This is a genomic window from uncultured Varibaculum sp., assembly GCF_902489465.1.
GTDB lineage: Bacteria > Actinomycetota > Actinomycetes > Actinomycetales > Actinomycetaceae > Varibaculum.
Map to the genome: position 1 here is coordinate 16,720 of NZ_CABTZZ010000016.1, position 24,488 is coordinate 41,207.

Annotated in this window: 23 protein-coding genes and 1 pseudogene; 15 read left to right on the forward strand and 9 right to left on the reverse strand. The window is 54.1% G+C overall.

Going from position 1 to position 24,488, the window contains the following annotated elements:
• Nucleotides 1–10: 10 nt before the first annotated feature.
• The 3 genes from RDM26_RS04525 to RDM26_RS04535 all read right to left on the reverse strand — a co-directional run bounded on the left by RDM26_RS04525 (nt 11) and on the right by RDM26_RS04535 (nt 4,060).
• Nucleotides 11–526 carry a CarD family transcriptional regulator gene (locus tag RDM26_RS04525; protein WP_307737829.1) on the reverse strand — a complete coding sequence of 172 codons (516 nt, stop codon included), beginning with the start codon at nt 524–526 and terminating at the stop codon, nt 11–13.
• A gap of 189 nt (nt 527–715) precedes the next feature.
• Complete coding sequence (locus RDM26_RS04530) at nt 716–1,849, reverse strand: metallophosphoesterase (protein ID WP_307737830.1); 1,134 nt, start codon at nt 1,847–1,849, stop codon at nt 716–718.
• A 3-nt stretch (nt 1,850–1,852) separates the two neighbouring features.
• A complete protein-coding gene (locus tag RDM26_RS04535; RefSeq protein ID WP_307737831.1) occupies nt 1,853–4,060 on the reverse strand; it encodes a transglycosylase domain-containing protein in 2,208 nt (735 codons plus the stop codon).
• 186 nt (nt 4,061–4,246) lie between these two features.
• Here RDM26_RS04535 and RDM26_RS04540 point away from each other — a divergent pair, with 186 nt between their 5' ends.
• Genes RDM26_RS04540 through RDM26_RS04550 form a run of 3 tightly spaced genes read left to right on the forward strand, consistent with a single transcriptional unit; the run spans nt 4,247 to nt 5,237 of the window.
• Nucleotides 4,247–4,576 carry a WhiB family transcriptional regulator gene (locus RDM26_RS04540; protein ID WP_024060005.1) on the forward strand — a complete coding sequence of 110 codons (330 nt, stop codon included), beginning with the start codon at nt 4,247–4,249 and terminating at the stop codon, nt 4,574–4,576.
• A 27-nt stretch (nt 4,577–4,603) separates the two neighbouring features.
• Nucleotides 4,604–4,765 carry a DUF4177 domain-containing protein gene (locus RDM26_RS04545; protein WP_022864469.1) on the forward strand — a complete coding sequence of 54 codons (162 nt, stop codon included), beginning with the start codon at nt 4,604–4,606 and terminating at the stop codon, nt 4,763–4,765.
• Between the two features lies 1 nt (nt 4,766).
• Complete coding sequence (locus RDM26_RS04550; protein WP_307737832.1) at nt 4,767–5,237, forward strand: Atu1372/SO_1960 family protein; 471 nt, start codon at nt 4,767–4,769, stop codon at nt 5,235–5,237.
• 9 nt (nt 5,238–5,246) lie between these two features.
• Here RDM26_RS04550 and RDM26_RS04555 read toward each other — a convergent pair whose 3' ends face one another.
• Nucleotides 5,247–5,597, reverse strand: a complete 351-nt coding sequence (locus RDM26_RS04555; RefSeq protein ID WP_307737833.1) for a hypothetical protein — start codon at nt 5,595–5,597, stop codon at nt 5,247–5,249.
• Entirely contained in the window at nt 5,598–7,091 is a 1,494-nt protein-coding gene (locus RDM26_RS04560) for an MFS transporter (RefSeq protein WP_307737834.1), read from the reverse strand.
• A gap of 92 nt (nt 7,092–7,183) precedes the next feature.
• Here RDM26_RS04560 and RDM26_RS04565 point away from each other — a divergent pair, with 92 nt between their 5' ends.
• From RDM26_RS04565 to RDM26_RS04580, 4 genes are all read left to right on the forward strand, one after another.
• Nucleotides 7,184–7,555, forward strand: coding sequence for a sterol carrier family protein (locus RDM26_RS04565; RefSeq protein ID WP_024060009.1), 372 nt, complete (start codon nt 7,184–7,186; stop codon nt 7,553–7,555).
• Between the two features lie 142 nt (nt 7,556–7,697).
• Nucleotides 7,698–8,372: a phage holin family protein gene (locus RDM26_RS04570; RefSeq protein WP_307737835.1), complete on the forward strand. Its 675-nt coding sequence runs from the start codon at nt 7,698–7,700 to the stop codon at nt 8,370–8,372.
• A gap of 1 nt (nt 8,373) precedes the next feature.
• Entirely contained in the window at nt 8,374–8,655 is a 282-nt protein-coding gene (locus RDM26_RS04575; RefSeq protein ID WP_024060011.1) for a DUF3618 domain-containing protein, read from the forward strand.
• A 179-nt stretch (nt 8,656–8,834) separates the two neighbouring features.
• Nucleotides 8,835–9,035 (forward strand): DUF3073 domain-containing protein, encoded by a 201-nt coding sequence (locus tag RDM26_RS04580; RefSeq protein ID WP_024060012.1) that lies wholly within the window; start codon nt 8,835–8,837, stop codon nt 9,033–9,035.
• Between the two features lie 82 nt (nt 9,036–9,117).
• Here RDM26_RS04580 and RDM26_RS04585 read toward each other — a convergent pair whose 3' ends face one another.
• Nucleotides 9,118–11,673, reverse strand: a complete 2,556-nt coding sequence (locus tag RDM26_RS04585; RefSeq protein WP_307737836.1) for an FtsX-like permease family protein — start codon at nt 11,671–11,673, stop codon at nt 9,118–9,120.
• Nucleotides 11,670–13,598: an ATP-binding cassette domain-containing protein gene (locus RDM26_RS04590; protein WP_307737837.1), complete on the reverse strand. Its 1,929-nt coding sequence runs from the start codon at nt 13,596–13,598 to the stop codon at nt 11,670–11,672. Before RDM26_RS04590 ends, RDM26_RS04585 begins: the two co-directional genes overlap by 4 nt.
• 117 nt (nt 13,599–13,715) lie before the next feature.
• Between RDM26_RS04590 and RDM26_RS04595 the strand changes: the two genes are divergently transcribed.
• Together RDM26_RS04595 and RDM26_RS04600 are read left to right on the forward strand one after the other, a co-directional pair.
• Complete coding sequence (locus tag RDM26_RS04595) at nt 13,716–13,976, forward strand: hypothetical protein (RefSeq protein ID WP_307737838.1); 261 nt, start codon at nt 13,716–13,718, stop codon at nt 13,974–13,976.
• A 2-nt stretch (nt 13,977–13,978) separates the two neighbouring features.
• Complete coding sequence (locus RDM26_RS04600; RefSeq protein WP_307737839.1) at nt 13,979–15,337, forward strand: lipase family protein; 1,359 nt, start codon at nt 13,979–13,981, stop codon at nt 15,335–15,337.
• A gap of 5 nt (nt 15,338–15,342) precedes the next feature.
• Here the strand turns inward: RDM26_RS04600 and RDM26_RS04605 are convergent, their stop codons facing one another.
• Nucleotides 15,343–16,842, reverse strand: coding sequence for a YwiC-like family protein (locus RDM26_RS04605; RefSeq protein ID WP_307737840.1), 1,500 nt, complete (start codon nt 16,840–16,842; stop codon nt 15,343–15,345).
• Between the two features lie 218 nt (nt 16,843–17,060).
• Here RDM26_RS04605 and RDM26_RS04610 point away from each other — a divergent pair, with 218 nt between their 5' ends.
• Genes RDM26_RS04610 through RDM26_RS04625 form a run of 4 tightly spaced genes read left to right on the forward strand, consistent with a single transcriptional unit; the run spans nt 17,061 to nt 21,835 of the window.
• Entirely contained in the window at nt 17,061–17,636 is a 576-nt protein-coding gene (locus RDM26_RS04610; protein WP_307737841.1) for a 2-oxoacid:acceptor oxidoreductase family protein, read from the forward strand.
• A 1-nt stretch (nt 17,637) separates the two neighbouring features.
• Nucleotides 17,638–18,903: a pyruvate ferredoxin oxidoreductase gene (gene porA, locus RDM26_RS04615; RefSeq protein ID WP_307737842.1), complete on the forward strand. Its 1,266-nt coding sequence runs from the start codon at nt 17,638–17,640 to the stop codon at nt 18,901–18,903.
• 10 nt (nt 18,904–18,913) lie between these two features.
• Nucleotides 18,914–20,176: a thiamine pyrophosphate-dependent enzyme gene (locus RDM26_RS04620; RefSeq protein WP_307737843.1), complete on the forward strand. Its 1,263-nt coding sequence runs from the start codon at nt 18,914–18,916 to the stop codon at nt 20,174–20,176.
• Nucleotides 20,177–21,835: an NAD(P)-binding protein gene (locus RDM26_RS04625; protein WP_307737844.1), complete on the forward strand. Its 1,659-nt coding sequence runs from the start codon at nt 20,177–20,179 to the stop codon at nt 21,833–21,835.
• Nucleotides 21,836–22,038: 203 nt separating this feature from the next.
• Here RDM26_RS04625 and RDM26_RS04630 read toward each other — a convergent pair whose 3' ends face one another.
• A complete protein-coding gene (locus RDM26_RS04630) occupies nt 22,039–23,019 on the reverse strand; it encodes a hypothetical protein (RefSeq protein WP_307737845.1) in 981 nt (326 codons plus the stop codon).
• Nucleotides 23,020–23,070: 51 nt separating this feature from the next.
• Here RDM26_RS04630 and RDM26_RS04635 point away from each other — a divergent pair, with 51 nt between their 5' ends.
• Together RDM26_RS04635 and RDM26_RS04640 are read left to right on the forward strand one after the other, a co-directional pair.
• Entirely contained in the window at nt 23,071–23,841 is a 771-nt protein-coding gene (locus RDM26_RS04635; RefSeq protein WP_278605378.1) for a heme-binding beta-barrel domain-containing protein, read from the forward strand.
• A 2-nt stretch (nt 23,842–23,843) separates the two neighbouring features.
• Nucleotides 23,844–24,488, forward strand: a pseudogene (locus RDM26_RS04640) (hypothetical protein); the annotation flags it as partial.

The following is a 24,488-nucleotide window of genomic DNA, read 5'->3' on the forward strand; positions in this document are numbered from 1 at the left end:
CCTTTTGCCTTTATTTGTCGTTAACCCGGTTGTATTCTACCTGGGCTTCTTCCATGATTTTATCGAGACGATCCGAGGCCGCCTCTTCGTCTTCTTTTTTCGCCAAAGCAAGTTCAGATATCAGAATTGCTCGCGCTTTAGCCAGCATCCGTTTTTCACCCGCTGACAGCCCGCGTTCGTTATCGCGGAAGGTTAAATCCCGCACCACTTCGGAAACTTTTAAGATGTCTCCGGTGGCGATTTTTTCGCCATTAGCCTTATAGCGGCGTGACCAGTTGGAGGGTTCTTCAATATGGGGTTCTTGCAGTACTGCGAGTACTTCTTTTAGGCCTTCTTCATCGACCACGTCGCGAACCCCAACCATATCCACATTTGCCGCCGGCACTTGGATAGTCATATCGCCATTAGTAACCCGCAGCATCAGGTAGGTGGTGTCTTCTCCCTTGAGTTTACGAGTAGTGATATTTTCGATCACCGCAGCTCCATGATGGGGATAAACAACGGTCTGGCCGATTTCAAATGTCATAACTTATAGGCTCCCAAATACAAATTTTCCGGATCCTATTCTACCGTAAATCGGCTTTACCTGCTAAAGAGGGCGCGTAGGTCACATAATTTTAAGGAGATGCTTCTTTTCCGGTGTCTTTGCAAGCCAGGATGTAAAACCAAAACCTGACCTGCCTTTCGAGTATTCCGCCAGGGGCTGGCTTTTTCCTTAGGCGCAGCCAGTAATGGTAATAACTGCGGCCTCGGGTGGGCAAGCAAGACGCACCGGCGAGAATTTGGAGGTGCCTAGTCCTCGCGAAATGTGTACCCGGGTTTGCCCGCCCGGCATCCAATCGGAGATTCCGGCCTGCCCGGCAAGCTTTTTAAGGTCTGGTAGGGGATAGATTGTACCTTTATTTACCCGAGGAGCCGGATCAGCTACCGTTCCTATCTTCCACCGATGCATCCCGCCCGAATAGCGTAGCGGCAGATCGGTGTTGTTTACCAGAGCCCCAAATCCCGGCAGACAAACCTGGCCTCCGTGGGTATGTCCGGCTAGCACCAGGTCGGCTTGGCAAGCGGCGTATTGGTCGAGAACGCGCGCATAGGGGGCGTGGGTCAGGGCGAGCCGCAAATCAGCTTTCCCCCAGGTATCCGGTACCTGCACCGCCTCGTCGCGCCCGATATGGGGATCGTCGGTTCCCGTCAGTGCCACGGTTAGTTTTTTTGCGCGGTGTCCTTGCCGGGCAGGAGAAGTAAGAGTGCAGGTACTTGCCTGATTATTAAGATCGCTCCAGCCGCCTACAGTTAAGAAGTCGCGAAAATCTTCGGTCGGTAGGTCGGGAACGGTACGTAACTTGGGTTTCTTGTTCGGCAGAAAATAGTGCAACGGCACTTTGGGGATGCCCGAATAGTAATCGTTGGAACCGAATACAAACGCGCCCGGTAGCTTTAGCAAAGGGTTGAGGGCTCGGGAGAGCATCTTTAATCCGGAAGTATCCGCAAAATTGTCTCCGGTTAGCGCCACAAAATCTATATCCTGAAATTCCGCCAGCGAGGCTACCCAATCGGCAAGCCAGCTAGTTCCTGACCAAAGATGTAGGTCTGATAGGTGTAATATCCGCAGTTGCCAGCGCGAACTGGCAGATGAAAGGCTAGGGGAATTGCTAGATGTTCTTCGGTTTTCCTCGGATCTATCTATGGCGATAGCGCAGCTAGGGGCAGAATCTTCAAAGACTAGCGACGGTAGCTTCCCCGGGTTTGTCCTTAGCTGGTAGCGACGCAGGCGCGGCGATCGAGCCTCGAAAAATGGGTACGCTATCGCGCCTGCAGCTAAAGATAACAGGGGGTGGTGTCGCCTCAAAAGTTAATCTTCCTCATAATAAAGAGTTTGAGTGATTTCAGTGGTGGTAGTAGCAGGTGATTGCGAGGGCGAGGGCTCTTCGCTGGGTTGCGCACGCTTAGGTCGCTGCACTCCTTGGGAAATGGTTTTACCCTCTCCGATATTGGCGGCCGGGAAACTTGTGGCCGGCAGAGGTTGTACTGCTGCTGACATGTATTCCCTAAATGCCATGGCGGGAACGGTGTTACCCCAAACGATCCCATAGTAAGCACCGTTAATCCTCAATCCCGTCAGGTTGCGCGGACCTCCCTGGGAATAGCCGACCCAAACCGCGGTTGCCAGATTCGGGGTGGCTCCCACGGTCCAGGCAGCTTTTGGACCGTTAGTAGTACCGGTTTTCGCCATCACCTGACGACCTATACTCACCCGTCCCCCATAGCTATTAGCGGTAGATACCAGTACCTGAGCAGTTTTATTAGCTACGCTTTCTTCAACGGTGCGTTTACAGTTTCCCGAAGGAACTTTGAAAGATTTACCGTCGGCATCCACCACTTTTTCGAGCGCTACCGGCGAGCAGAGCGTACCTCCTGAAGCAATTGTGCCAAATGCGTTCGCCATGTTTAGGGGGGTCACGGAACCAGCCCCAATAATGAAGGACGGACCTAAATCCTGTTTTAGATTAGGATCGCCACTCACCGCGCCTAGATTCTCGCCCATTTTATAGATATCGCAAAGATCGAGGTTGGTAGCCATCCCGGCATAGGTGGTGTTCAAAGATTTTTGGGTACCTTCTAAAACCGAAGTGGCATAGTTGTTACCCCCGGTAGCGTTCTTTAGCGGCCAGGGACCAGCATGTACCGGGCAGTTACCAGAAACTTTCCAATCGCGCGGGGAATAGTCGGTGCGCCCTCCCACAACCGAATAGGCCGAGTAACCATTATCAAACCAGGTAGCCAAAGTTACCGGTTTATATGATGAGCCCGGCTGGAAGCCCGCGCCTCCACCGTGAGCCTTATCCACCCCGAATGAGCTCTGGGTTGCCCGCGGATGCTCCTTCGCGGGATTGCCGTAAGGAGTGTTTTGGGCGATAGCTCGAATTTTTCCCGTTCCCGGTTCGATAGAGGTAATCGCTATGGACAGTCCGGAACCATCGGCCTCAGGGATTCGGTTAAAAGCGGTATCGGTTGCCGCATTTTGCATATTGGAATCCATGGTGGTGTAGATTTTCAGCCCCCCACGTAGCAACAGGCGTCGCCGGTCATTAAGGGACTTGCCGAAAGCAGGATTATTGTAAATTTCGTTGACTGCATAGGCGCAAAAGAAGGAGGCCTTCCCGGCGGCTGCACATCCTTGTTGATCAGGAGAAACCTTCAATAATTTAGGAACCGGTACCGCTTTTGCCTCTTTATATTGATCGTAGGAGATCATTTGTTCGCGCAGCATCGCCTTTAAAACCTGGTCACGACGATTTTGGCTATAATCCGGGTGGATAGTGGGATCGTATTTCGCGGGGGACTGGGTGATGCCAGACAGCAGGGCACCTTCACTAAGCGTCAGGTCTTTCGCGCTTTTTGAAAAATAGTATCGGCTGGCCGATTCTACCCCGTAAACCGAAGTCCCATAGGGGGCGATATTTAAGTACCCCTCTAAGATTTGGTCTTTAGAAAGTTTCTTTTCGATAGCGAGGGCGTCCTTGGCTTCCCGCAATTTACGGGAGATGCTCTGCTCGCGGGCTTTGCGAACCTCGTTCATATCTCCAGAACGCAGACCCTTGTCTATTAGGGTGTTCTTTACTAGTTGTTGGGTGAGGGTGGACGCACCTTGAGTGTCGCGCCCCGCTAAGTTATTGACAATGGCGCGGGCAATACCCTCTAGATCCACCCCGCGGTGCTGATAAAAACGGTGATCCTCGATAGCCATGGTTCCCTTTTGAACCCAGGGGGACATGTCTTTGAGCTTGACCACGATACGGTTCTCGGCATAAAAACGCGCGATTGCTTTGCCGTCACGAGAGTAAAGCACGGATTGCTGGGAGGGCTGAGTGGGTTTGAATTCGCTGGGTATTTCGGTGAGGGCGCTCATTCCGGCGCGAGCAGCTAGCCCCGTTACTCCCACGACGGGCAGGGATAGACCGGCTAGGAGCACTGCGGCCAGTGCGATTAAAGCCGCCAGTGCCGCTAGGGTGCGACGAAGCTGCTGACGGGGCAGATAACGAGCGGTGCCTTTTTGCATATTCCTAGCCTACTTGGCTTCAGGCCCATTGGGCACCTTCGTCGGCAGTTAGGGGCAGATTGTGGGCAATAACTATCTATTATTTTAGGTAAAGTTTTTCCCTGGTTTTCGTTTTGTGTTTTTAGCAAAATGTAGGTACGGTCACATATATAGGCAATGTCGCCGTGAGAGCTCAAGGAGTGAATAATGAGTTTTAGCCAGGATGAGACATGGGCTGCACGGGCTCTGTGTGCTGGTCAGGAACCGGATGCTCTATTTGTACAAGGAGCGGCGCAAAGACAGGTTCGTACCCGCTGTTTCGCTTGTCCAGTACGTCTTGAATGCCTAGCTGATGCCTTGCAATCGGAAGCTAACTACGGGGTGTGGGGCGGCCTGACCGAGAGGGAACGTCGCGCGATGTTGCGTCACTACGAGGACGTAACCGATTGGTGGCAATGGCTAAATGAGTCCCATGACGAACTGGCTGCCGAGCTCCGTCAACCAACCACCCCGAATGTTTTAGCGCGGGTGCGTTAGGCGCCTTGCTGCCCTTAGACTTGACCTATGACTAAATGGGAATATGCGACGATTCCGCTACTGTCGCACAATACGAAAGCGATTCTTGATAACTGGGGAGAAGACGGCTGGGAACTGGTTAGTGTAATTGCCGGCCCCAATGGTTGGGAAAACCCAGTCGCCTATCTAAAACGTCCTCGCGGTGAATAAGATGTCGACTGTTTCTCGCCGTTTAACCGAGGCTGGAATGCTATTGCCCCCAGTAGCGAGCCCGGTGGCGGCCTATACTCCCGCAATTGCCCTTGAGGGTGAGAGCGGATTACTGGTACGCACCTCCGGGCAGATTCCGGTAGTGGACGGAGAACTGGTGGCAACTGGTCTGGTGGGGGCAGAAGTTAGTCCTCAAGACGCTTATCGAGCAGCTCAGGTTTGCGCGCTTAATGCCCTGGCCGCCGCGGCTGAGGTGGCGGGCGGGGTGGATCGCCTAGAACGGGTACTTAAAGTGACCGTATTTGTAGCCTCTGCTCCCACTTTTACCGGTCAGGCGAGTGTGGCCAACGGTGCCTCCGATACTTTCGGGAAGCTTTTTGACCAACCCCATATTCGTTCCGCGGTGGGGGTGGCTGCCCTCCCCCTAGGAGCCCCTTGCGAGGTAGAGGTAGAGTTTCTGGCTCGCTCTTAAGGCGGGTTTTTAACGAGATTTCTTAGCATTCACGGTGGCGACCCGGCGCGCCGACCAGTAAACGATCCCGGTAAAGATTACGGTACCTAAGGCGCAAATAAGCTGCACTGATATCGCATGGTCGGCGGTGAGGGCAGCGATGGCAAACCCGTTAATCACGCAAAGCACCGCGGTAGCCCCCAGTAGGGGAGCTGCCGCCCGGTGAGCTTGGATCCAGGCGTTATCGCTGGCAGTGGTGGCGGTATTGACAATCCCCCAGCGGGAGGCGCGGGGCAGGTGGTGACGATGAAATAAGATCAGTCCCGCCCCCAGGTAGGCTGCCAGCAGGAGGTAGCAGATGCCAATAACCAAAGCCATCATTTATTCATTCTCTTTCTCCGGCGGTTTCACTTCTAACTTTAACGGATTTTCCCGGCGCTTCAACGCATCAGCCAGCGCAAATAGGAACGCGATAATGATGAAAGCTACTACCGCGGCCATTCCGTAGCTAAATGCCCCGGTGTAGGCGGCTCGAGCAGGCTCACTGCCGGCAGGGGCAGTGACGGTACCTAGCCGCAGGTAAAAAGCTAAGGTAGCGCCGGCCAGCCCGACTGCTCCTCCTACCCGTTGAGCAGTTTGGGAAATTCCTCCGGCCGCACCAGCTCTGCCCGGTGGTATCGAAAGCAGCGAGAGTGCTTGGGCGGGAGAGAAGAAAATTCCCGATCCTAAACCTGAACAGAACATGGAGACTATTAGCAGGTAGGGGATGCTCCCGGGGGAAGCAGTCCGGGTTATTAGCACGGTAACACTCAAAGAGACGATAACGAGGGCGCAGGCGATCACTAAAATCCCGCGACCCCATTTGAGGGTGAGTCGGGAAGATTGGGCGGAAGCAATTGCCGAGCCTAGCGCTAAGGGGATCTGTAAAAGTCCAGCTACCAAGGGGCTTATTCCTAATCCTTGTTGCAGATAAAGAGTGTAAATAATAAATAGCGCCGTCCAGCCTGCGCAAAATGCAGTCAGTACTATCGTACCCACCATATAGGAAGGATCTAGGAGTAGAGAGCGGGGCATTACTACCGGAATCTGGCGGTTTTCCCGGAAGTTTTCCAGTGCCCAAAACCCCAGAAAACCGAGGGCTCCGCCCGGTAGTAACAGCCAGCGCCAATTTCCAAGGCCTCCACCAGGCATAGTGGCATCAATAAAGGGATACATTAGCGCTAAAAAGGCTGCTGCCAGCAAAAAGATTCCCGGTAAATCAAGGCGAGTGTCGCTGGCGGTGCGGGTAGGATCAGAGCCAATAGTGCGGTAGGTGACGAAAATAATTACCGCGCAAATGGGGATATTGATTAAGAATGCGGCGCGCCACCCGAGATTGGTACCCAGTAGCGCGATTAGTACCCCACCCATAGTGGGACCGATGGCGGTGGCAATCCCGATAATCATTCCGAAGGATCCGTAGGCGCGGGTGCGTTCTTCCCCGTGGAAAAGTATCTGGATCAGCCCTAATACTTGGGGACTGATGATGGCGGCACCGATTCCGGCCAGTAGGCGCATCAATATTAGAATTAGCGGATTGGTAGCTAGACCTGCGCCTAAAGAAGAAATGGCGAACACTACTACCCCGATTACAAATAGGCGGCGGTGACCCCAAATGTCTCCCATTCTGCCTGCCGGAATTAGGGCAATCCCAAAAATCAGGGTATAGCCCGCCATTATCCATTGCACATCGCTGCTGGTTAACCCCAGTGCCTTGGTCATGGAAGGGATGGAAACATTGAGCATCGACAAAGCCAGTAAGGTCAGGGCGGCCGCCGAAAGCAGGGTGTAAAGTGCGCGGTAGCGTTGGCGCCGGTCTGGCTGTGGATTGTGCATCGGTTATAGCCTAAGGGGTGGCGGGCTGAAAGCGTTAGTAAAGCCCGTCAGGGTGCAGTAAGTGTCGCCAGTTAGTAACTTAGGAGGCCGATTTGGGGCGAAAAATTTCTGCGGAGAATGGGCAGGCGGCTCTGGCGGCCTGGAGCAAAGGAAATGCCAGCCGGGCGGACACTGGCACCGCGGTTCGTTACAGCCTGCAAGTGTTAGCTCAGCGTCATCCGGGGCAGGCGGTAGAAGTGAGGGTGCCGCCCTTTGGGGCAGTACAGATTGGCGCGGGAACCGTGCATCGGCGCGGAACCCCGCCAGCGGTGGTGGAAATGAATACGGATACTTGGCTCTGTCTCGCCACCGGGGCGTTTACCTGGGAAAACGCCGTAAACACCCAGAAGATTATCGCCACCGGCGTGGGCTCAGATTTAACTGCCTATTTGCCGGTGTTTTCCTCGCCGCGCCCTCGCAGCTAGGGGGTAGAGCTTAGCTAGTAGCGCATCGCGGTAGCCTGATTCGCTAAGGGGGAAACTATGCGCAACTATAGAAACTACCTATAGCTTAGAATATGGTTATTACAAGAAACAGCTCTCAGCAATTGATAGGAGCGATTTGAAAATGTCAGATTCACAGCGGCAGGTACCGCCTACTCCCGGATATCATTCGGCACCTGGAACTCCGCCGGAACACCGGGCGACTCCGGGAGTTCCGGCAACTCCCGGTTACCACTCGCCTCAAGATGGAGTATCGCCTCAGGGATCTGCCGGCTCCCAGGCCGGCGTTAATAGCACTTCGAATAGGGGCAGCGAAACCGTTCCACGCTATGTATCTCCGCAGCTAACTGAGCGGGAAAATGCCAGCGATAAAGCGACTGCCAGCAAACCGGCAGCTTCGGCGGTGGCAAAGACTGGATCTGCCCGTCCTAATTTGGGAAATCTGGTATCGAAACTATCCGACCAGGTGCAGGCACTGGTAAAGGGCGAGATTGAACTGGCTAAAGTTAAGGCCGCAAATATGGCTAAGCGTTCCGGGCTGGGAATTGCGCTCCTAGTAGTAGCTGGGGTGCTCGCCCTCTATATGTTGGGGTTCCTGTTTGGGGCAGCAGCCGAGGCTCTGGCACTGGTAGTACCGGTATGGGCGGCGAAACTGATTGTTGCCGCTATCCTCTTGGTGCTGCTGTTGATTTTGGCGCTGGTAGGCAAGGCGTCTTTACAAAAAGGAATGTCTGAAAAGCCCGACCCTCAAGAAGGTATAAAAGAAGGTATCGCAGCAGTAAAGAAAGGCTTGGAATAATATGACCGCACGTAGCGAAAGTCAGATTAAGGCAGATCTCGAGGCTGCCCGGGCAGACTTAAGTGGCACCGTAGAGGAACTTTCCGATTATTTTTCCCCGAAAGCTAATGTAGAGCGGGCAAAATCCGATGCCCAAAAGAAGGCGCGTGCCTTAGCGGATAAAGCTCAAGATACGGTACAACAGGCCAGTACCGGCAAACCAGAGGCTCTGGGAAAGGTGGCATTAGCTGCTGGGGGAGCCTTGGCTTTAGGAGTGCTGCTGGTGCGCCGGATACTAAAGTAACTCTAAAGCCCAGCTATTTAAACAGTAAGACTATTGTTATCGCCACCTGGTGTCATTAACCTCACCTGGCGGCTCAAATGGTCTTGGCGCCCGTAATGGGGTATCTTTTTATACAGAACATTTTAGAAGTTTTAGGGTGCGTTTAACGTATCCGTGATTATTGTGGAGGGGGTCACGCCATGGGGCGCGGCCGTCAAAAGGCTAAACAGACAAAAGTAGCGCGTAAGTTAAAGTACTACAGTCCCGAGACGGACTATGAAGCGTTGCAGCGTGAGCTGCAGGCTAAACAACGTGATCAAGCCGAAGAGGATAACGGCGACGATTACGAGGATTGGCGTAATCATATTCCGTCCGCGACTGATGACGATTGGTTTAATTGATAAGCTCGCGCCGGTGCTTAGTCACCGGTAATCCCCAAGGCATGCTGAAGTGAGCCTTGGGTTTCTATATTGCCTCTAGGCGCTAATCGTTAGCGGAGATCGCCTCTAAGACCGGTAATCTCCGGGCGTGGCGTGCCGGGGCTAGCGCGGCAATCGTTCCTACCAGCACCGCCAGTAGACAGATCAGCCCGAGCGAAGCCCAGGGTACCTCGATAATGCTGATCCCACGATCGGATAGGTAGCGGCAAACAAACACTGCCAGCGCGGTTCCACCGCCTATTCCCAGGAGGGTACCTGCCAGGGTTATTAGTACCGACTCGACGGTAATCATCAGAGATAGCCCTAGGGACGACAGCCCCACAGTGCGGATTAGCCCTAGTTCTCTAAAGCGCTGCTGCACCGAAAGCGATAGCGTGTTCATAATCCCTAAAGCTGCGATTATCAGGGATAATGCTAATAGTGCGTACAGGACTGACAAAACCTGATCCACCGTAGTTGCCACTCTATCTGCCGCTTCCTGATGCGTTTGCACCACCATAAAGGGGTTGTTGGAAACTACTTTTTGCACCTCGCGTTGTACTTTATCCAGGTCAGCCCCATCCTCGAGTTCAATGGAGGCACTGGTGGTAATATCGGCTGCTTCTGCACCTAGTTTGGTGGCCAGGGAGCGAGGCACCATTACATCCAGGAATATTAATTCGGTGTCGATAGTGGCGGCGATAGTAACTATTTCTTGCCCGTGAATCCCGCTGATCTCAATCTTGTCCCCGGGGACGAGCCCTCTAGATTTAGCCCAGGCGCGAGAAACAATTGCCCTAGGAGTTTCCAGTGACTGCGAGAAATAGTCTGCGGTTGAACCGCTAATTGGGGTTACCTTAATGTAGCGGTTGAACTGCGGATAGGTCACTTGCATCATGGTTTGCTCGGGTTTTTTCCCCGGAACCGTAATCCGAAAAAGCCCGATTCCAGTCATCAGGTCTACCTGTTTTACCCCAGATACCTGGGCGGCTTCGTTCAAAAGACTGGGAGAAAGCGAAACCACTGTTGGCTCCGTGCTCACCACCAAATCTGTGTTTATCTTTTCATCTATTACCGATTCGGTAGAGGCCTTGGTAGAGGCAGCCAAAGTCGCTCCCACTGCTACCAGGGCAACCCCGATCATGAGGGCGGCGGCAGTATCGGCCGTTTGCCGCAGGTTGGCAGTTAAGGTGCGCATCGCCAGGCGGGCATGAGGACGCAGCCACCAAATAAGTCCGGCTAAGACCCTAATGATTGCTGCGGATAAAGGAGTAACCAAAATTAGCATGGCCAGCAAAAATAAGGCGGCACCAATCCCGAGCCACAGGCCGTTTTGCCCGCTATCAGAAGAAGCCCACGCCAGTAGTCCCACTGCGAGCGCCAGCACCAGCGCCCCAATTATGGCTCGCGGCCATACTGGTTTTTGGGTTTGAGTATTCTGCCGCATTGCCTCTACCGGAGGCGTAAGTGCCGCTGATCTGGCTGGCCAGAGGGAACCGATTACCGTCACGATAATGCCCACTGCTAAAGCCAGGAGGCTAATCGACCAGGACCAGCTGATTTGTAAAGCTTCGAAACCGGCTTTCGCCAAGCCCCAGGACACCAGGCGAGTGAGTAGATATCCGGCTCCCACCCCGATCGCGGAGCCGAGGATACCAACTAGTAGGCCTTGTAGAGCCACAATCGAGAACACTTGTCCCCCGCTAGCTCCGATTGCCCGCAACATGGCAAACTGCGATTGCTCGGCACGTACCATCATTTGGAAGGTATTGGTAATAATAAATGTCCCCACAAATAGGGCGATTGCCGCGAATACCAGTAAAAATACGTTGACAAAATCGAGGGAGCTATTTGCTGCCGCATTTATCTCATCGTTGTATTCGGACTGGGTCATTACTTCCGCAGTCTTAGAAAACTCGTTGTTAAGCGCGGTACGCAGCTTCTGGGAGGACACCCCTTTTTCAGCGGTAATACCGATAGCATTCGTGGCTAGCGGCGGAGGTTTTTGGGTTAGAGGCACGAAGCCATCGGCATCGACAAAAACATAGTTGGTGAAAGCAACCGGGTTGGGGAATCGATAAATCCCGCTGACCGTAGCGGTTTTACCTTCGCTAGAAACGTATATTTTTAGTTTTTTCCCGGTGGTTACACCTAAACGTTTAGCGGCGGATTCTTCGAGGGCGACTTCTTGTTCACCGTGGGGAGCTTGTCCTTTTAGCAAGCGGGGTTGGGGGGAGTGACCCGGATATAGCACCTGCAAAACGGAGACTTGTCCTGCTTGCCCCAGACGTTTATTGTCCTGGTCGGCCAGCATGCACACATCCACTAAATAAGGATCAGCATACTTTACGCCTGCTACCTTTTCTGCTGCTTGCACGGTCTTTAGGGGCAGGCTTTCTCGCACGGGAGTCTGCCCTTCCCCTTTTTCACCCTGCATTTTTCCTACCAGGTAATACTGGTAAGTGTTGGTAGAGGCGATCAAGGAATCATAAGAATCGGCAAGGGTAGCGCGCAGCGCAAAAATTCCTGATAAGAAAGCCACCCCTAGCACCACTGCCAGTAGCGACATTTGAAAACGTCGCAGGTGGGCGCACAGGTTGCGCCAAGCTATCCTAATCATGCCTTATCCTGAGGAGTTTCAAAGGAATCGATCGCGTCCTGCGAGGAATCAAGGAGGGCTTCCGCCTTCTTAATCATGGCGAGCAAACGCTGCTTTTCCTGATTTAAAGTATCTTCCGGGGTGCGAGGTACCGATTTACTCGGTTTGGCTTCAATTGGCGGCATTTGATTCCCCGCAGATTTTTTGCTTCCTGCCTTGCTAGCGGTGACTTTTGGCTGGGCAGCGCCACCTGTCTGCTTGCCCGGGGTCTTTTTCGTGGCTGCTTCATTTGCCCGGGAATCGTTTATAGCTGTGGGCTCAGAATTTTCAGTGCTGGAAGTTTTCCTGGAGGCGGAGGCATCCTCTGCGTCCTCCCAAAATCCGCTAGTTTCCGCTACCGGATTGGAAAACACTGAATAAAGACCCGACCAGCGCTGGTTATCAGTCTTTTGGTCAGTCTTCCTGGGCGCGCTAGCAGCAGCCTTGCTTGCCTTGAAGCCACCGGGTGTGGAGGCAGGCGGTTTTGCCGGAGTGTGGGGGCGGGGCGAGCGCGCAGGCTCCGGCTTAGGCACGGTTTTTGAGGACGAGTGTTGCCTCGGTTTTTCTTCTTTAGTAGCTTTCGATCCCGGTTTGGGAGTCCATCCCTGCCAAGTAGTACCGCGTTCATCCCGAGTTTCCCGCACGCTGCCACTCAAGCGGGTAACGGGCATTTTGGAGGCGGCGGGCTCGGCCTGTTTAGCGGTGCTTCTAGGCGAGGCTACTTCCACCGGCGGGTTATTTTTCTTTTCTGGTGCCGTCTCCCGCTTCTTAGCCAATGCTCGTCGCGCGCCCTCCCGGGTACGCAATTCTGCGGGTACTACCGGTTTTCCAGCTCCCATTAGTGCGTGTAATGCCCCCGCATCTATGCCCCCAACTTTATTTGAGGCGGCGGGGCTAGGCGGTAGCTCAACTTGAGCGCCTCGAGCTAACTGTAAGTTTGCGAGGCGCGCCTGCATTTTTTCGTGATCTGGCCAGGCACCTGATTTGGTTCCAGCCGGCAAGAATGAGGCAGATTGCGGGCTATCCTTTAGTGATTGGCTGGCACCATTCGCGGTATTAGGTAGGGAATGCGCGGCCATAAACGCCGGTAATTTGGTTTGAGCCGCCAATATCCGTTCGCGTTCTGGGTTATCGAGTTCGGCCACAATCTTGCCATCGGATAGAAACAGGACGCGATCAGCATAGGCGGCCGCCGCGGCCTCGTGGGTTACCATCACTACTGATTGCCCAAAATCGTTAACTGCTTTACGCAGGTAACGCAGTACTTGCTCCGAGGATTCAGAATCTAGATTTCCCGTGGGTTCGTCTGCAAAAAGTACCACCGCATCTTGGAGGAGAGCTCTAGCGCAAGCCACTCGCTGCTGTTGCCCGCCTGAAAGCTCTGAGGGACGATGATTTAGACGATCTTGCAACCCCAATGCCGCGACCACCTGTTCGAAGCGTTCTGAGGGAAATTTTCGACGTGAGATTTCGAAAGGTAAAACAATGTTTTCTTTCGCGCTTAGCGTGGGGATTAAGTTAAATGCCTGAAAAATAAAACCGATATGATCACGGCGCAGCCGAGTGAGCCGGCGCTGGTTCATCCCTACGATCTCGGTATCGTCAATTTTAATAGAGCCGGAAGTCGCGGATTCAAACCCCGCCAGGCAGTGCATAAAAGTCGATTTACCAGACCCGGAGGGGCCCATAATCGCGGTGAAGTGGCGGCGAGCAATCCCGATGGAAATACTATCCAGAGCACGTACCTTGCCGGCTCCCGACTCATAATCTTTGGTCAGGTGGTTGACCACAATCACCGGGTCTCCAACCTTAGAAGGCAGTTTAAGACCGGATTTCAGGCGGCTGTCTTGGGAGTTCACCATGTGTTTTATGTTATCCCATACCTCCAGCAGTGTCGTTAGTGCCACTCGCATCAATATTGCACAGCCGGGATTACCAGGAAGTTTTCCTAACTTGGTTATTTGTAAACCGATCCGCGAACTATGGCTCCGCTAGATTCGCAAGCAGCCTAGGAAGGAGAGGAAATGGCAAGTGAGGTGGCGATTGCTGCCGCTATTAGCGAGGAGATACGACAAGCGGCGCTGGTGGCAGACAGTGCCGCAGGAGAAGTGGCCGGGATGGATTTGCGTGAACAGTGGACATCAGATGCAGCTACAGCTGCACAAGGAACTTTGAGGCGTGACGAGCAGCACCTGATTGCGCTAGCTAGAGCCGCCGTAGCGGCGGATAGCTTAGCCCAGGAAGCAATCTTGGCGCTGCTAGCCTTACAGCAGGCGGGAAAGTAACTATGTCCTCCGATGATCATTCCCTACCGATTAGCGTAGTTGGCGGTCACCAGCTGGGTATTAACACCGCGGTTATTCGCGCTAATGCGGCCAGCTTAAACAGTGTTTTAGAAAAAATTTTGCAGGTCAGACGGATTGCCAGTCAGGCAGCAAACTCCGCTGCCACCTTGCCGCAGATCTCGGTAACGCAGCGACTGGTTTCCGCGTTGCAGATGCTTGCGGAATCAGCGATAGATCTTTCTCTCCGGATAGGTTTGCTACAAAATAACTTGCTGCTGGCTGCAGCTAGATACGAAAACTGCGAGGCGCGTTCACGACAGATAGTTTCTTCATTAGATGTGCTTTCCAATTTCCTAGCCTTCGGTCTGCTTCCGGGAGTGCTGTTATGGAAAAAATCTGATGAGTCCTTAGACGATTCTGCACTGTGGGTTTCACAAAATGACCGGCACCGCGAGAATTCTTTCCTCGCAGCCCTAAAGGAGCAGGGTGAAAACGGCAACGGGTTGATAGTGCAGTTCTTGTCCGCCCGGCTCGCCCAGCAGATTGCCGCTTTTCAAGGACCGGGTTCGCTATGGGTAGCCCCCAAAATCGATGGTAAATCTCAAAAAGTTTCCGCTCCCTTAAACATTTCTGGACTGGTCAGCGAATTTAATCAAGCAAAAGCGTTTCCCGACCACGGCGAGTTGCGGGTAGTCAAATATCGTACCGGTAATCGGGTTGCTTGGCGGGTAGATATCCGTGGCACCCAGGTTTGGACTCTTACTGGGGCAAATCCTCAAGATATGCGCACTAATTTGCAAACTAATGCTTCGGGCAGGGCAGGAAACTCCGATATGACCAATGCGGTGACTAGAGCCTTAGATCAGGCCGGGTATCGCCACGGGCAACCGGTAGAACTGATAGGTCATTCGCAAGGAGGGGCGGTGGCAGCACAATTAGGTGCAAATCCCGCTTTGGCAAAAAAATACAATATAAAAAGCGTGGTAACCCTGGGTTCTAATACCGGCAATTATCGTCCGGCGCCAGGAGTCCATATGGTTTCTCTAGAAAACTCTGCCGATATTGTGCCCCGGCTTGACGGACAGAGAAATCCCAATGTTCCCAACCTGACCACGGTGCGAACCTATAAGAACTACCACAGTGTAGGAGGCAATCATGCTAAAGAACTATATGGTGAGGTCGCGAAGGCATGGGAGCGGTCAGGAGATGGAGACTATGCGCGTTTCATCGAAACGCGTAACCACAACTTGGGGATTAATAGGACGACCAAAGCCACGGCACAATCATTTGTAGTGCAACGTATGGAAGCTCCGCGTCCGGCAAATCCTAGAACCATAAAACGGCTTATCTCCGCCTTTTAATGGGGTTACACCAGTAAAGTAATAATGATCAGCATCGCCACCGCTATCTCCGCAAAACCTATCCGCGATACCGTAAGTGCTTGCGGATATTTCTTTTGCAATAGCGGCACCGCAATCGAGCGCGCCAGCAGTAGCACCCAAACCAACAGATGCCACCAGGTAACCCAACCTAGAATGAATAATGCCAGAATAACCGCAGTTAGTACTGCATGAGCAGCTATCGAAAAGAACCAGAACGGCTGCGAATTTCGTCGGCGAACCAAAGAACGCACATAGGGAATAGTTGACCAGTAGTAAGAGGTAACCACCCAAGCTACTACCAACATCCAGCCCCAACCTTGCAGATTCCCGGTAGGAGATACCACCCAGTCAACATTACTGGTAGCAGTGTGTTCCAACCAGGGAATAGCAGCGAAAGATCGCGAAAACTGAGTACCGATATCGTAGGAAACTAGGCTCATGACGCCAGTTGCCAAAATGGTGCTGGTGCGTGCCAATAAAGATCGTTCCCGATGGCGAACTGATTCGACCACTGCGATTACGATTAGCGGGAAAAATACTAGGGTCCACTCCAGCAGCGGAGGTGCTACCAGCAGGCTGATGACCCCTAAAATTAGCGTTATCGCACCATAAATTTGCAATGGAGTGAAGTAACGATCTTTACGGTGGGATCGCAACCAGAGTCCCCCCGCATTAAAGGCGAAATATCCGCAAATCCACAGTGCAAATACCAGCCAATGAACTGGATGAAGCGAAGACTCTACCACTCCAATCCAGTAGGGTAGCAGCGCCATCGCATAGGCACCCTCTTGCGTCGGCATCCAACCGTTGCGTGCCCATTTGCCCCAGCGGTTTGATTTTTTATCAAGCTGGTAGATGATACGGAGATCGTCTTCGCGTTTATGTGGCTTTTTTATCTGCGAAAAATCGTTTTTCACTACCCGGCGAAAGCGGGAGGTGTGAGCCTTCACTCCCGGTACTTGCAGTTTTTCCGAGGGCGCAGAAAGCTTTTCGCCTTTCCGGGAATCTTCTGCAGATTTTGCCAACTGGTCGCTAGGCGGGGGACTGTCAGCGTTAGATTCCCCTAGCAAGGGGGCATGAATCTTTTGCAAGTTACCGGTGTTGGGGACGGCAGTTACCCCGCCGGTGATAGTAGCGGAAGCACCGTCCTCGGCACTGAAGCCCTGTGGTTTTCTAACCAGCAGAGAACGCCGGATAGGGGGATCGGAGCTGGCATCGCGAGGAGCCGCGTCCGGGCGGTCTTTACTATCCAAGGGGGTATGATTCTCGCCCTCTAAGGGTTCTGAAGGGGCGGGCGTATTAGAGGAAGGCTGCGGAATTGTGCTGCGTACCGGGTGTGCCCCTGAGGGCGTCCCGTCCGGTTTGACCTCGTCTTTGCCCCCTAAATCTTCGGGCTTAACGGCTTCATACGCATTTTGCACATGGGCAACCGTACTATGAACAGATGAGATTGTGCTTAATAGACGCTCACGAAGCGGTAGCATTTTGGTCTCGTTTAGATATAAAAGTGCCGATAAGAACTACTAATAACACTTAGGTCACATTTTTTCTGACGGGATAAATATGCGCTCAGGTATTTAAGATACATTTGCGTCAGGGAATCCCTTATCAGTTAAAAAACCTCATAAACTTAAATTCCCTGGTAATGGCAATTTAACAATTAAATGCCCCTTAGCTGAGATCGCAGTCCTAAGGTAAAAGTATGACTGAAGTTCGTATTCATGGCAGAGGTGGCCAAGGCGTCGTAACTGCTGCTGATCTGATTGCCTATGCGGCATTCACCGATGGGCATCATGCGCAGGCGTTCCCTTCTTTCGGTTCGGAGCGTACCGGTGCGCCGGTAGTTTCCTATTGCCGGATTGCAGATAAAGAAATCCGTACCCGCGAACCCGTTCAGGAACCCGATTTGGTGGTGGTGCAAGATGCAACCCTACTGGCGATTATGGACGTGTTTTCGGGTCTGAAACCAGACGGTTTCGCGCTGGTAAACTCGGCCAAGTCGGCCGCTGAACTGGGGATCGAGGAAGTAATCACCGCCCACCCGCAAGGACACGTGGTGATGATACCGGCTACCGAGATCGCCAAGAAACACCTGGGTCGTCCGCTACCGAACGCAGTAATGCTGGGGGGAGCAGCCGCCCTCACCGGGTTAGTGCGCCTTTCCAGTGTTACCCAGGCGATTCAAAACCGTTTCCACGGCAAAGTCGGTGAAGGCAATGTGGCCGCCGCGGTCGCCGCCTACGAAATGGTCAGTTCGATGAAAGAAGAGGCCAAGTAACGTGCTAAAACAGATTGAAGGTTCGCAAGCTATTGCGCAATCGGTTGCCGCCTGCAGCCCGGAAGTTGTCAGTGCTTACCCGATTAGCCCCCAAACCCACATAGTGGAGGCTCTATCTGCCCTGGTTAAAGCAGGCAAGATGGGCAGCGCGGAATATATTAACGTAGAATCCGAGTTCGCAGCCATGTCGGCCTGCATCGGGGCTTCGGCAGTAGGGGCGCGTACCTATACCGCGACTGCCTCCCAGGGATTGCTCTACATGGTAGAGGCAGTTTATAACGCTGCCGGACTCGGGCTGCCCATCGTAATGACGGTGGCTAACCGGGCTATCGGCGGGCCTATCAACATTTGGAATGACCATTCCGACACTATGAGCCAACGCGAATCCGGGTGGCTGCAACTATTCGCTGAGAACAACCAGGAAGCCTCGGATCTGCACGTACAAGCGTTCAGGATCGCCGAAGAGCTTTCGGTGCCAGTAATGGTGTGTATGGATGGCTTCATCTTGACCCACGCAGTTGAACAGGTAGATGTTCCGGAAAAAGAGCAGGTAGAAAAGTTCCTGCCTCCCTACACTCCCCGGGTCGTCCTCGACCCAGCCGATCCGATTACTATTGGCGCGATGGTAGGGCCGGAAGCGTTCACCGAAGTAAAGTACCTCCAACACGTCAAACAGCTGCAAGCTTTAGAGCTCATACCCAAAGTACAAGCAGAGTTCAAGAGCATTTTCGGGCGCGATTCCGGCGGGCTGGTTCGTCCCTACCGGATCGAGGACGCGGAAACCGTCATCGTGGCGATGGGTTCGGTGCTGGGCACCATTAAAGACGTAGTAGACCAGCGGCGCGAAGCGGGCGAAAAAATCGGGGTGCTGGGGATTTGTTCTTTCCGACCCTTCCCCTTCGAGCAGGTAGCCAAGTATTTAGGGGGTGCCAAGCGCTTTGTGTGCCTAGAGAAAGCCTTCTCCCTAGGTATCGGGGGAATCGTAGCTTCTCATTGTCGCTCTGCGCTTTCGCGAGCCGGCAAATCAGTTCGTGACTATGAAGTGATCGCCGGTCTGGGCGGACGCAATATCACGGAGCGTTCCCTGGAACAGGTGCTGGATCAGGCAGCCGCCGATCAGCTAGAACACCTAACCTTCTTGGATCTGGATCAAGAACTGGTTGAGGCGGAGCTGGAACGGGAAAAATCCACCCGGCGTTCTGGTCCGATCAGTGAAAACATTCAACGTCACGCCACTCAGCGTGCCAATGCGGCGCGCGGAATTTAGGAGGCAGGCCATGTCAGCAACTATGAGTGTTCCGCTTCCGGCACCGCAGTTTCGCGAAAGCGCCGAAACCGCGATTCCGGCACGCGAAAATGTAAAGTTTTACCAGGTAGGCTCCTATGCGGTGGGTAATCGCCTCGCGGAACTAGATTATCGTTCCGTCCAGTCTGACCCGAACCGGATCAACTCGCTAACTTCCGGTCACCGCGCATGTCAAGGCTGCGGGGAAGCCTTGGGTGCGCGTTACGCCCTCGACACCGCGATGGATGCCGCCGATCGAGACCTGGTGGCGGTTAACGCCACTGGCTGTCTGGAGGTTTTTTCTACTCCTTACCCCGAAACCGCTTGGACGATTCCTTGGGTACACTCCCTATTCGGCAATGCTCCCGCAGTAGCTTCGGGGGCAGCGGCGGCGCTGCGCGCCAAGGGCAAGAAAACCCGAGTGGTTGCCCAGGGTGGTGACGGCGGCACCGTGGATATCGGGATGGGCTGCCTGTCAGGCATGTTTGAACGTAACGACGACGTCCTCTATATCTGCTATGACAATGGCGCCTATATGAATACCGGGGTGCAGCGAAGCGGGGCGACTCCGCCCGCTGCCCGCACTGCTACCACCCAGCCGGTAGGCGAAAACCCCGGAAACGTGTTTGGCCAGGGTAAAGATGTACCGCGAATCGCCATGGCACACGAGGTTCCTTATGTAGCTACCGCCACCGTCGCGGATTTGCGCGACCTGGAATACAAGGTACGCAAAGCCATGCAGTTCCACGGGTCTCGCTATATTCACGTACTGGTGCCGTGCCCGCTGGGTTGGGGATCTGCTTCTAACCTGACTATTCGCCTGGCGCGTTTAGCTACCCAATGCGGACTGTTCCCGGTTTACGAGGCCGAGAACGGGGAAATCACTTCGGTTACCAAATTGCGCCGCCCGGTGCCGGTCACCGAATATATGCGTCCGCAACGCCGCTTCGCCCACGTATTTAAGAAAGGGCAAGAAGAGGTCTTGGAGCGGATGCAACAAATCGCGGATCGTAATATCCGCCGCTACGGCCTCATCGATCCGGAACAACTGGATGAGGACGTACTGGAGCGGATTCTGGCGGCGGGTGAAGACCCCGAGGGGCGCTTTACCCAACGCATTATCGAAGAGGCTTCGAAAGCCAAACGTACCCAAAGCGACGCTTTTTCTGCGGATGACCGCCCGACTTCTGGGGCAACTTCTGCTTCCGCGATGCGTCATATTGCCGGAAACTCGGCTTCAAAGGGGGATAACTAAATGAGTCAAACTGCTCTGCCCACTCCGGAGATTCGCAGTGAAGATACCGCTCCTTGGGCGGTGACTTTGAATGTGGGGTCGTCGCTGGCGAATGAAACCGGTTCTTGGCGTACTGAACGTCCAGTATATGTATCCATGCTGCCCCCCTGTAATAAGGCTTGCCCCGCCGGTGAAAACGTCCAAGCATGGCTATACCACGCCGAAGAGGGCGACTACGAGGCCGCTTGGCGCGAAATCATGGTAAACAATCCACTACCTGCCACTATGGGGCGGGTTTGCTACCATCCTTGCCAAACTGCCTGTAACCGCGGGCAAATGGATGAAGCCGTAGGGATTAACGCGATTGAACGTTTCCTGGGCGATAAAGCCATTGAAGAGGGCTGGAATGTAACTATAGATGCGGCTCCCAGCGGTAAACACGTACTGGTAGTGGGGGCAGGACCTTCCGGGCTGTCTGCTGCCTATCACCTGCGCCGTCTCGGTCACGAAGTTACCGTAAAAGAAGCTGGCCCCATGGCTGGCGGGATGATGCGTTTTGGGATTCCCAAGTATCGTCTGCCGCGTGAGGTACTAGATGCCGAGATTAAACGGATCGAAGACCTGGGAGTACGTTTCGAGTTCAATGCCAAAGTCGAAAATGTTGACGATGTGGCCGATGACTTCGATGCCGTATTCTTGGCGGTGGGGGCGCATGTAGGTCGTCACGCTGATATTCCTGCCGGTGCCAGCGCTAAGGTAATGGACGCCGTGCAGATGCTCGCCGAAATGGAAGGCGAAGAAAAACCGATGGTGGGACGGAAAGTTGTGATCTATGGCGGGGGTAATACCGCGATTGACGCTGCTCGTACCGCCAAACGTCTGGGCGCAGAAGAAGCGGTGATTGTGTATCGCCGTAACCGTGACCGGATGCCTGCCCATGATTCCGAGGTGCGTGAAGCCGAGGAAGAAGGGGTGATGATGCGGTGGCTGTCCACCATTAAACATATTGATGGCGGCAAGCTCACGGTAGAGAAAATGGAGCTGGACGAGAACGGCTTCCCCCAGCCTACCGGCGAGTTTGAAGAACTCGGCGCTGACTCGGTGGTGATGGCGCTAGGTCAGGAATCTGACTTGGGCCTGGTAGAGCGTGCCCGCGATATCGAAATCGAAAAGGGAGTCGTCCAGGTTAACTCGCAGATGATGACCGGGCGTCACGGTGTGTTCGCCGGCGGGGACATGGTTCCTTCCGAGCGTACGGTTACGGTAGCGATTGGCCACGGCAAGAAAGCCGCCCGCTATATTGATGCTTTCCTGCACGGCACCGAATACCACAAGCCTCCGGTGACTGGGGATGCCACCTATGATCGCCTGACTAACTGGTATTACGCGGATGCTCCTCACCGGGTACGCGCCAAGATTGAATCTGCCCGGCGCTCCTCGACCTTTGACGAGGTAGTGCAAGGCTTAGATCAAGAGTCTGCCCTATTCGAGGCACGGCGCTGCATGTCTTGTGGCAACTGTTTTGGTTGCGATAACTGTTTCGGGGTTTGTCCTGATAACGCCATCAAGAAGATTAAACCGGGTGAGTACGAGTTCAAGTATGACTACTGTAAGGGATGCGGGATTTGCGCTGAAGAGTGTCCTTGTGGCTCTATCTTGATGATCCCGGAGGAAAACTAGCTACTCTCAAGGATTTCCCTGCCCAAGTAGGCGGCCTTTAATGGGCGTTTACCGGGCGGGGTTTTCCTGTTTTCCGCGCTTAACGTACCCACGCCCTCGTTTGTGAAGCAGTCGGATATCAGGGTTGCGTGCCTCGCGAGAGTTTCGCTGCTTTCTATCTTCGCCGTATGCCTCTGCCAGAGGTAATCGCGTATTTATCCGGATTATCCGGTGATTAGGCGCGCCAAAGAGTAGATCGGAACCGCGATGAACAAGGTGGGCAGGAGAGCTAAGGTGAGTTGTCGCCAACGGTAGTTTTTGCCTGCCGGCACCATAAATAGCACGTTGATACAGGCGACCAGCAGCCCAGATAGGAATCCTAAACCCACAGTCATGATCCAGATCGCCAAGGCAGGATTGCGGTAGGCAAAAGGAATCGCTAGGGCTAAATCTGAGTATTGGTAGAGCACAAAATACGTCAGCAAGCCCGAGGCGAGGATCCCGGCTAAAGAGCAATATAGCCAGCGGATACTGGCATATTTGGTGGGGAGTGCCAAGGTTAGGCAAGCCAGTCCCATGGCGGGTAGTGCTGCCATTGCCAGCAGATTCATAGTGGGGTAGGCGATGACCAGACCCCAGGCGGATCCTGCTGCTACCAGGGCACATCCAGCGATAGTGCTAGCTAGTGACCAGGTAGTTAAAGGGCGATGTTTTCCCCGGGTCATTTCGGCGATAAAAGCTGCCAGTACACACCAGGAAAGTACCAGTGGAACCCAGGTGAGATTATTGGTTAAGAATGCGGCCAGGAGGCAGCCGATTCCGGCGATTACCACCACTAAGCCGGTTCGCCCCGGGCTGGGCGCCTGAGAGAGGTTGCCCCAAGTTAGGGAGACCGCGATGGTCACCGCGGCGGCAGTAAGTACCGCCAAATAGGGGTTCCAATAGAGGAAGAAAAGCATCGCTAGGGGAGGCAGGGCAGCAAGTAGCGTTACCCACCAGTTGCGAGCAGCTATGGGGGAAACCGCGTTTTGGGGAGGTTTAGTAGCCACATTTGGCAAGCCGGACGCGCTTTTTAGGGGGTTTCTGCCGATAGGGGCAGGGGAGTCTGTTGGCGCAGACGGGTTCGCGCCGCTCGGGGTTACCTGCGGTTTGGTTGCCGAATCTTCCATATTTTCGATTCTCTCCCGGTTTTGCTCTTCGCCCAATTGCGTCACTTTTATAGCTAGTGCCTTACTTACTCTACTAGGCTGTAGCTCATGATGGATTTACCTTTAGGCTTAGCGAAAGAATTAATCCCCCTGGCGTGGCTACTGGGATCTTGGCGAGGGTGGGGAACCGCGCGTTTGCCTAAAGAAACGGAAACTGAAAGCGCAGAGCGGGAAGAATGCTTTATTTGGCAAGAAACTACTTTTCGTGCCACCGGAACAAGTCTGCAGCAAGCCACCCTCACCTGGTTGGCAGAGCCGGTCGCCGAAAAACCGGATATGCAGGCGGATGCGGCTACCGGCCTATCGCAGTTGCGCCGCGGGGCTTTGCTTTGGCGGGAGGATACTTCTTGGCGAGTAACTGCCGCCGCTCCGGCCGATAGTGAGCAAGAGGCGCGCTCGCGTTCCCGCCTGACTTCTGCTGGCGGCCCCTACACCGCCGAGGTTTCCTGGGAGGCGGTGTCTATGGGGCCGCGGATTATGCTTTCTTCCCGGCGCGTACCTGCGCCCCTTGAGCAGCTTTCGCGAATGATGGGATTAGTTTCTTCGGAACTGTTCTGGGCGCAAGATTCGGTGCTTCCAGGCCAAGATTCCGAATCTGATTTTTCGGCGCGTCTATTGCGCCTGCCCGCAGGAGAGGAGACTTTGAGCGCCCCCGGGGTGACGTCTTTACCCGCTGGGGAATATCCGCGGCAAGAGCTAGATAAAGAGGAGGCCGCGGAGGCCAACGAGGCGAAAGATACCGGGCAGACTGCAGGCGGCCAGGAAGCTGCTGATCCGCACGAGGAGAATCCGGACATTAGCCGGGAAGAAGGAGCCTAATAGTGACTTTTGTAGACAACCAAGTGGCGTTGCGCTGCGGACACGGGATCGCGGAAACCGGGCTCCAGGTCATCAGCGTGTCTGGCCCGGACGCCCCCTCCTGGCTAACCACCCTATCTTCACAAGTGGTAACCGGTATGGCTGCGGGGGAGAGCCGGGAAATGCTGTTCTTGGATGCCAATGGCCGGGTCAGATTTGCGGCTGGAATTGTTTGGGCTGGCGAGGTTGCTTGGCTGTTTACCGCGGATGCGCTGGCTTTGGCGCAGTTTTTAGAATCCATGAAATTCATGTCGCGGGTGGAGATTGCCGTACGCACGGAGCTCGCGGTTTGGGGTTTTTTCGCCCCCAGCCTAGCCGAGGAAGTGCTGGCACAGTTTGGGCAGATTTGGACAGACCCTTGGCCGGGAATAACTGCTGGTGGCACCGCCTATTCTTCCCGTTCTCAGGCTCATCCGGGGCAGGATTACCCCGCGCGTCTGGGGGTAGTTCCGGTGGAAAAGACTGCCGCAGTTCGCGCCCAGTTACTTACGGAGTGGGAGCAGCTTTCTTGGCCACGAGAAACAGAGGATGGATACAGTCTGGTTGCTCCGGTTTTTGCTGCCGCGGCTGATTGGCGGGCTTTGCGGATAGCGGCTTTGCGCCCCTAC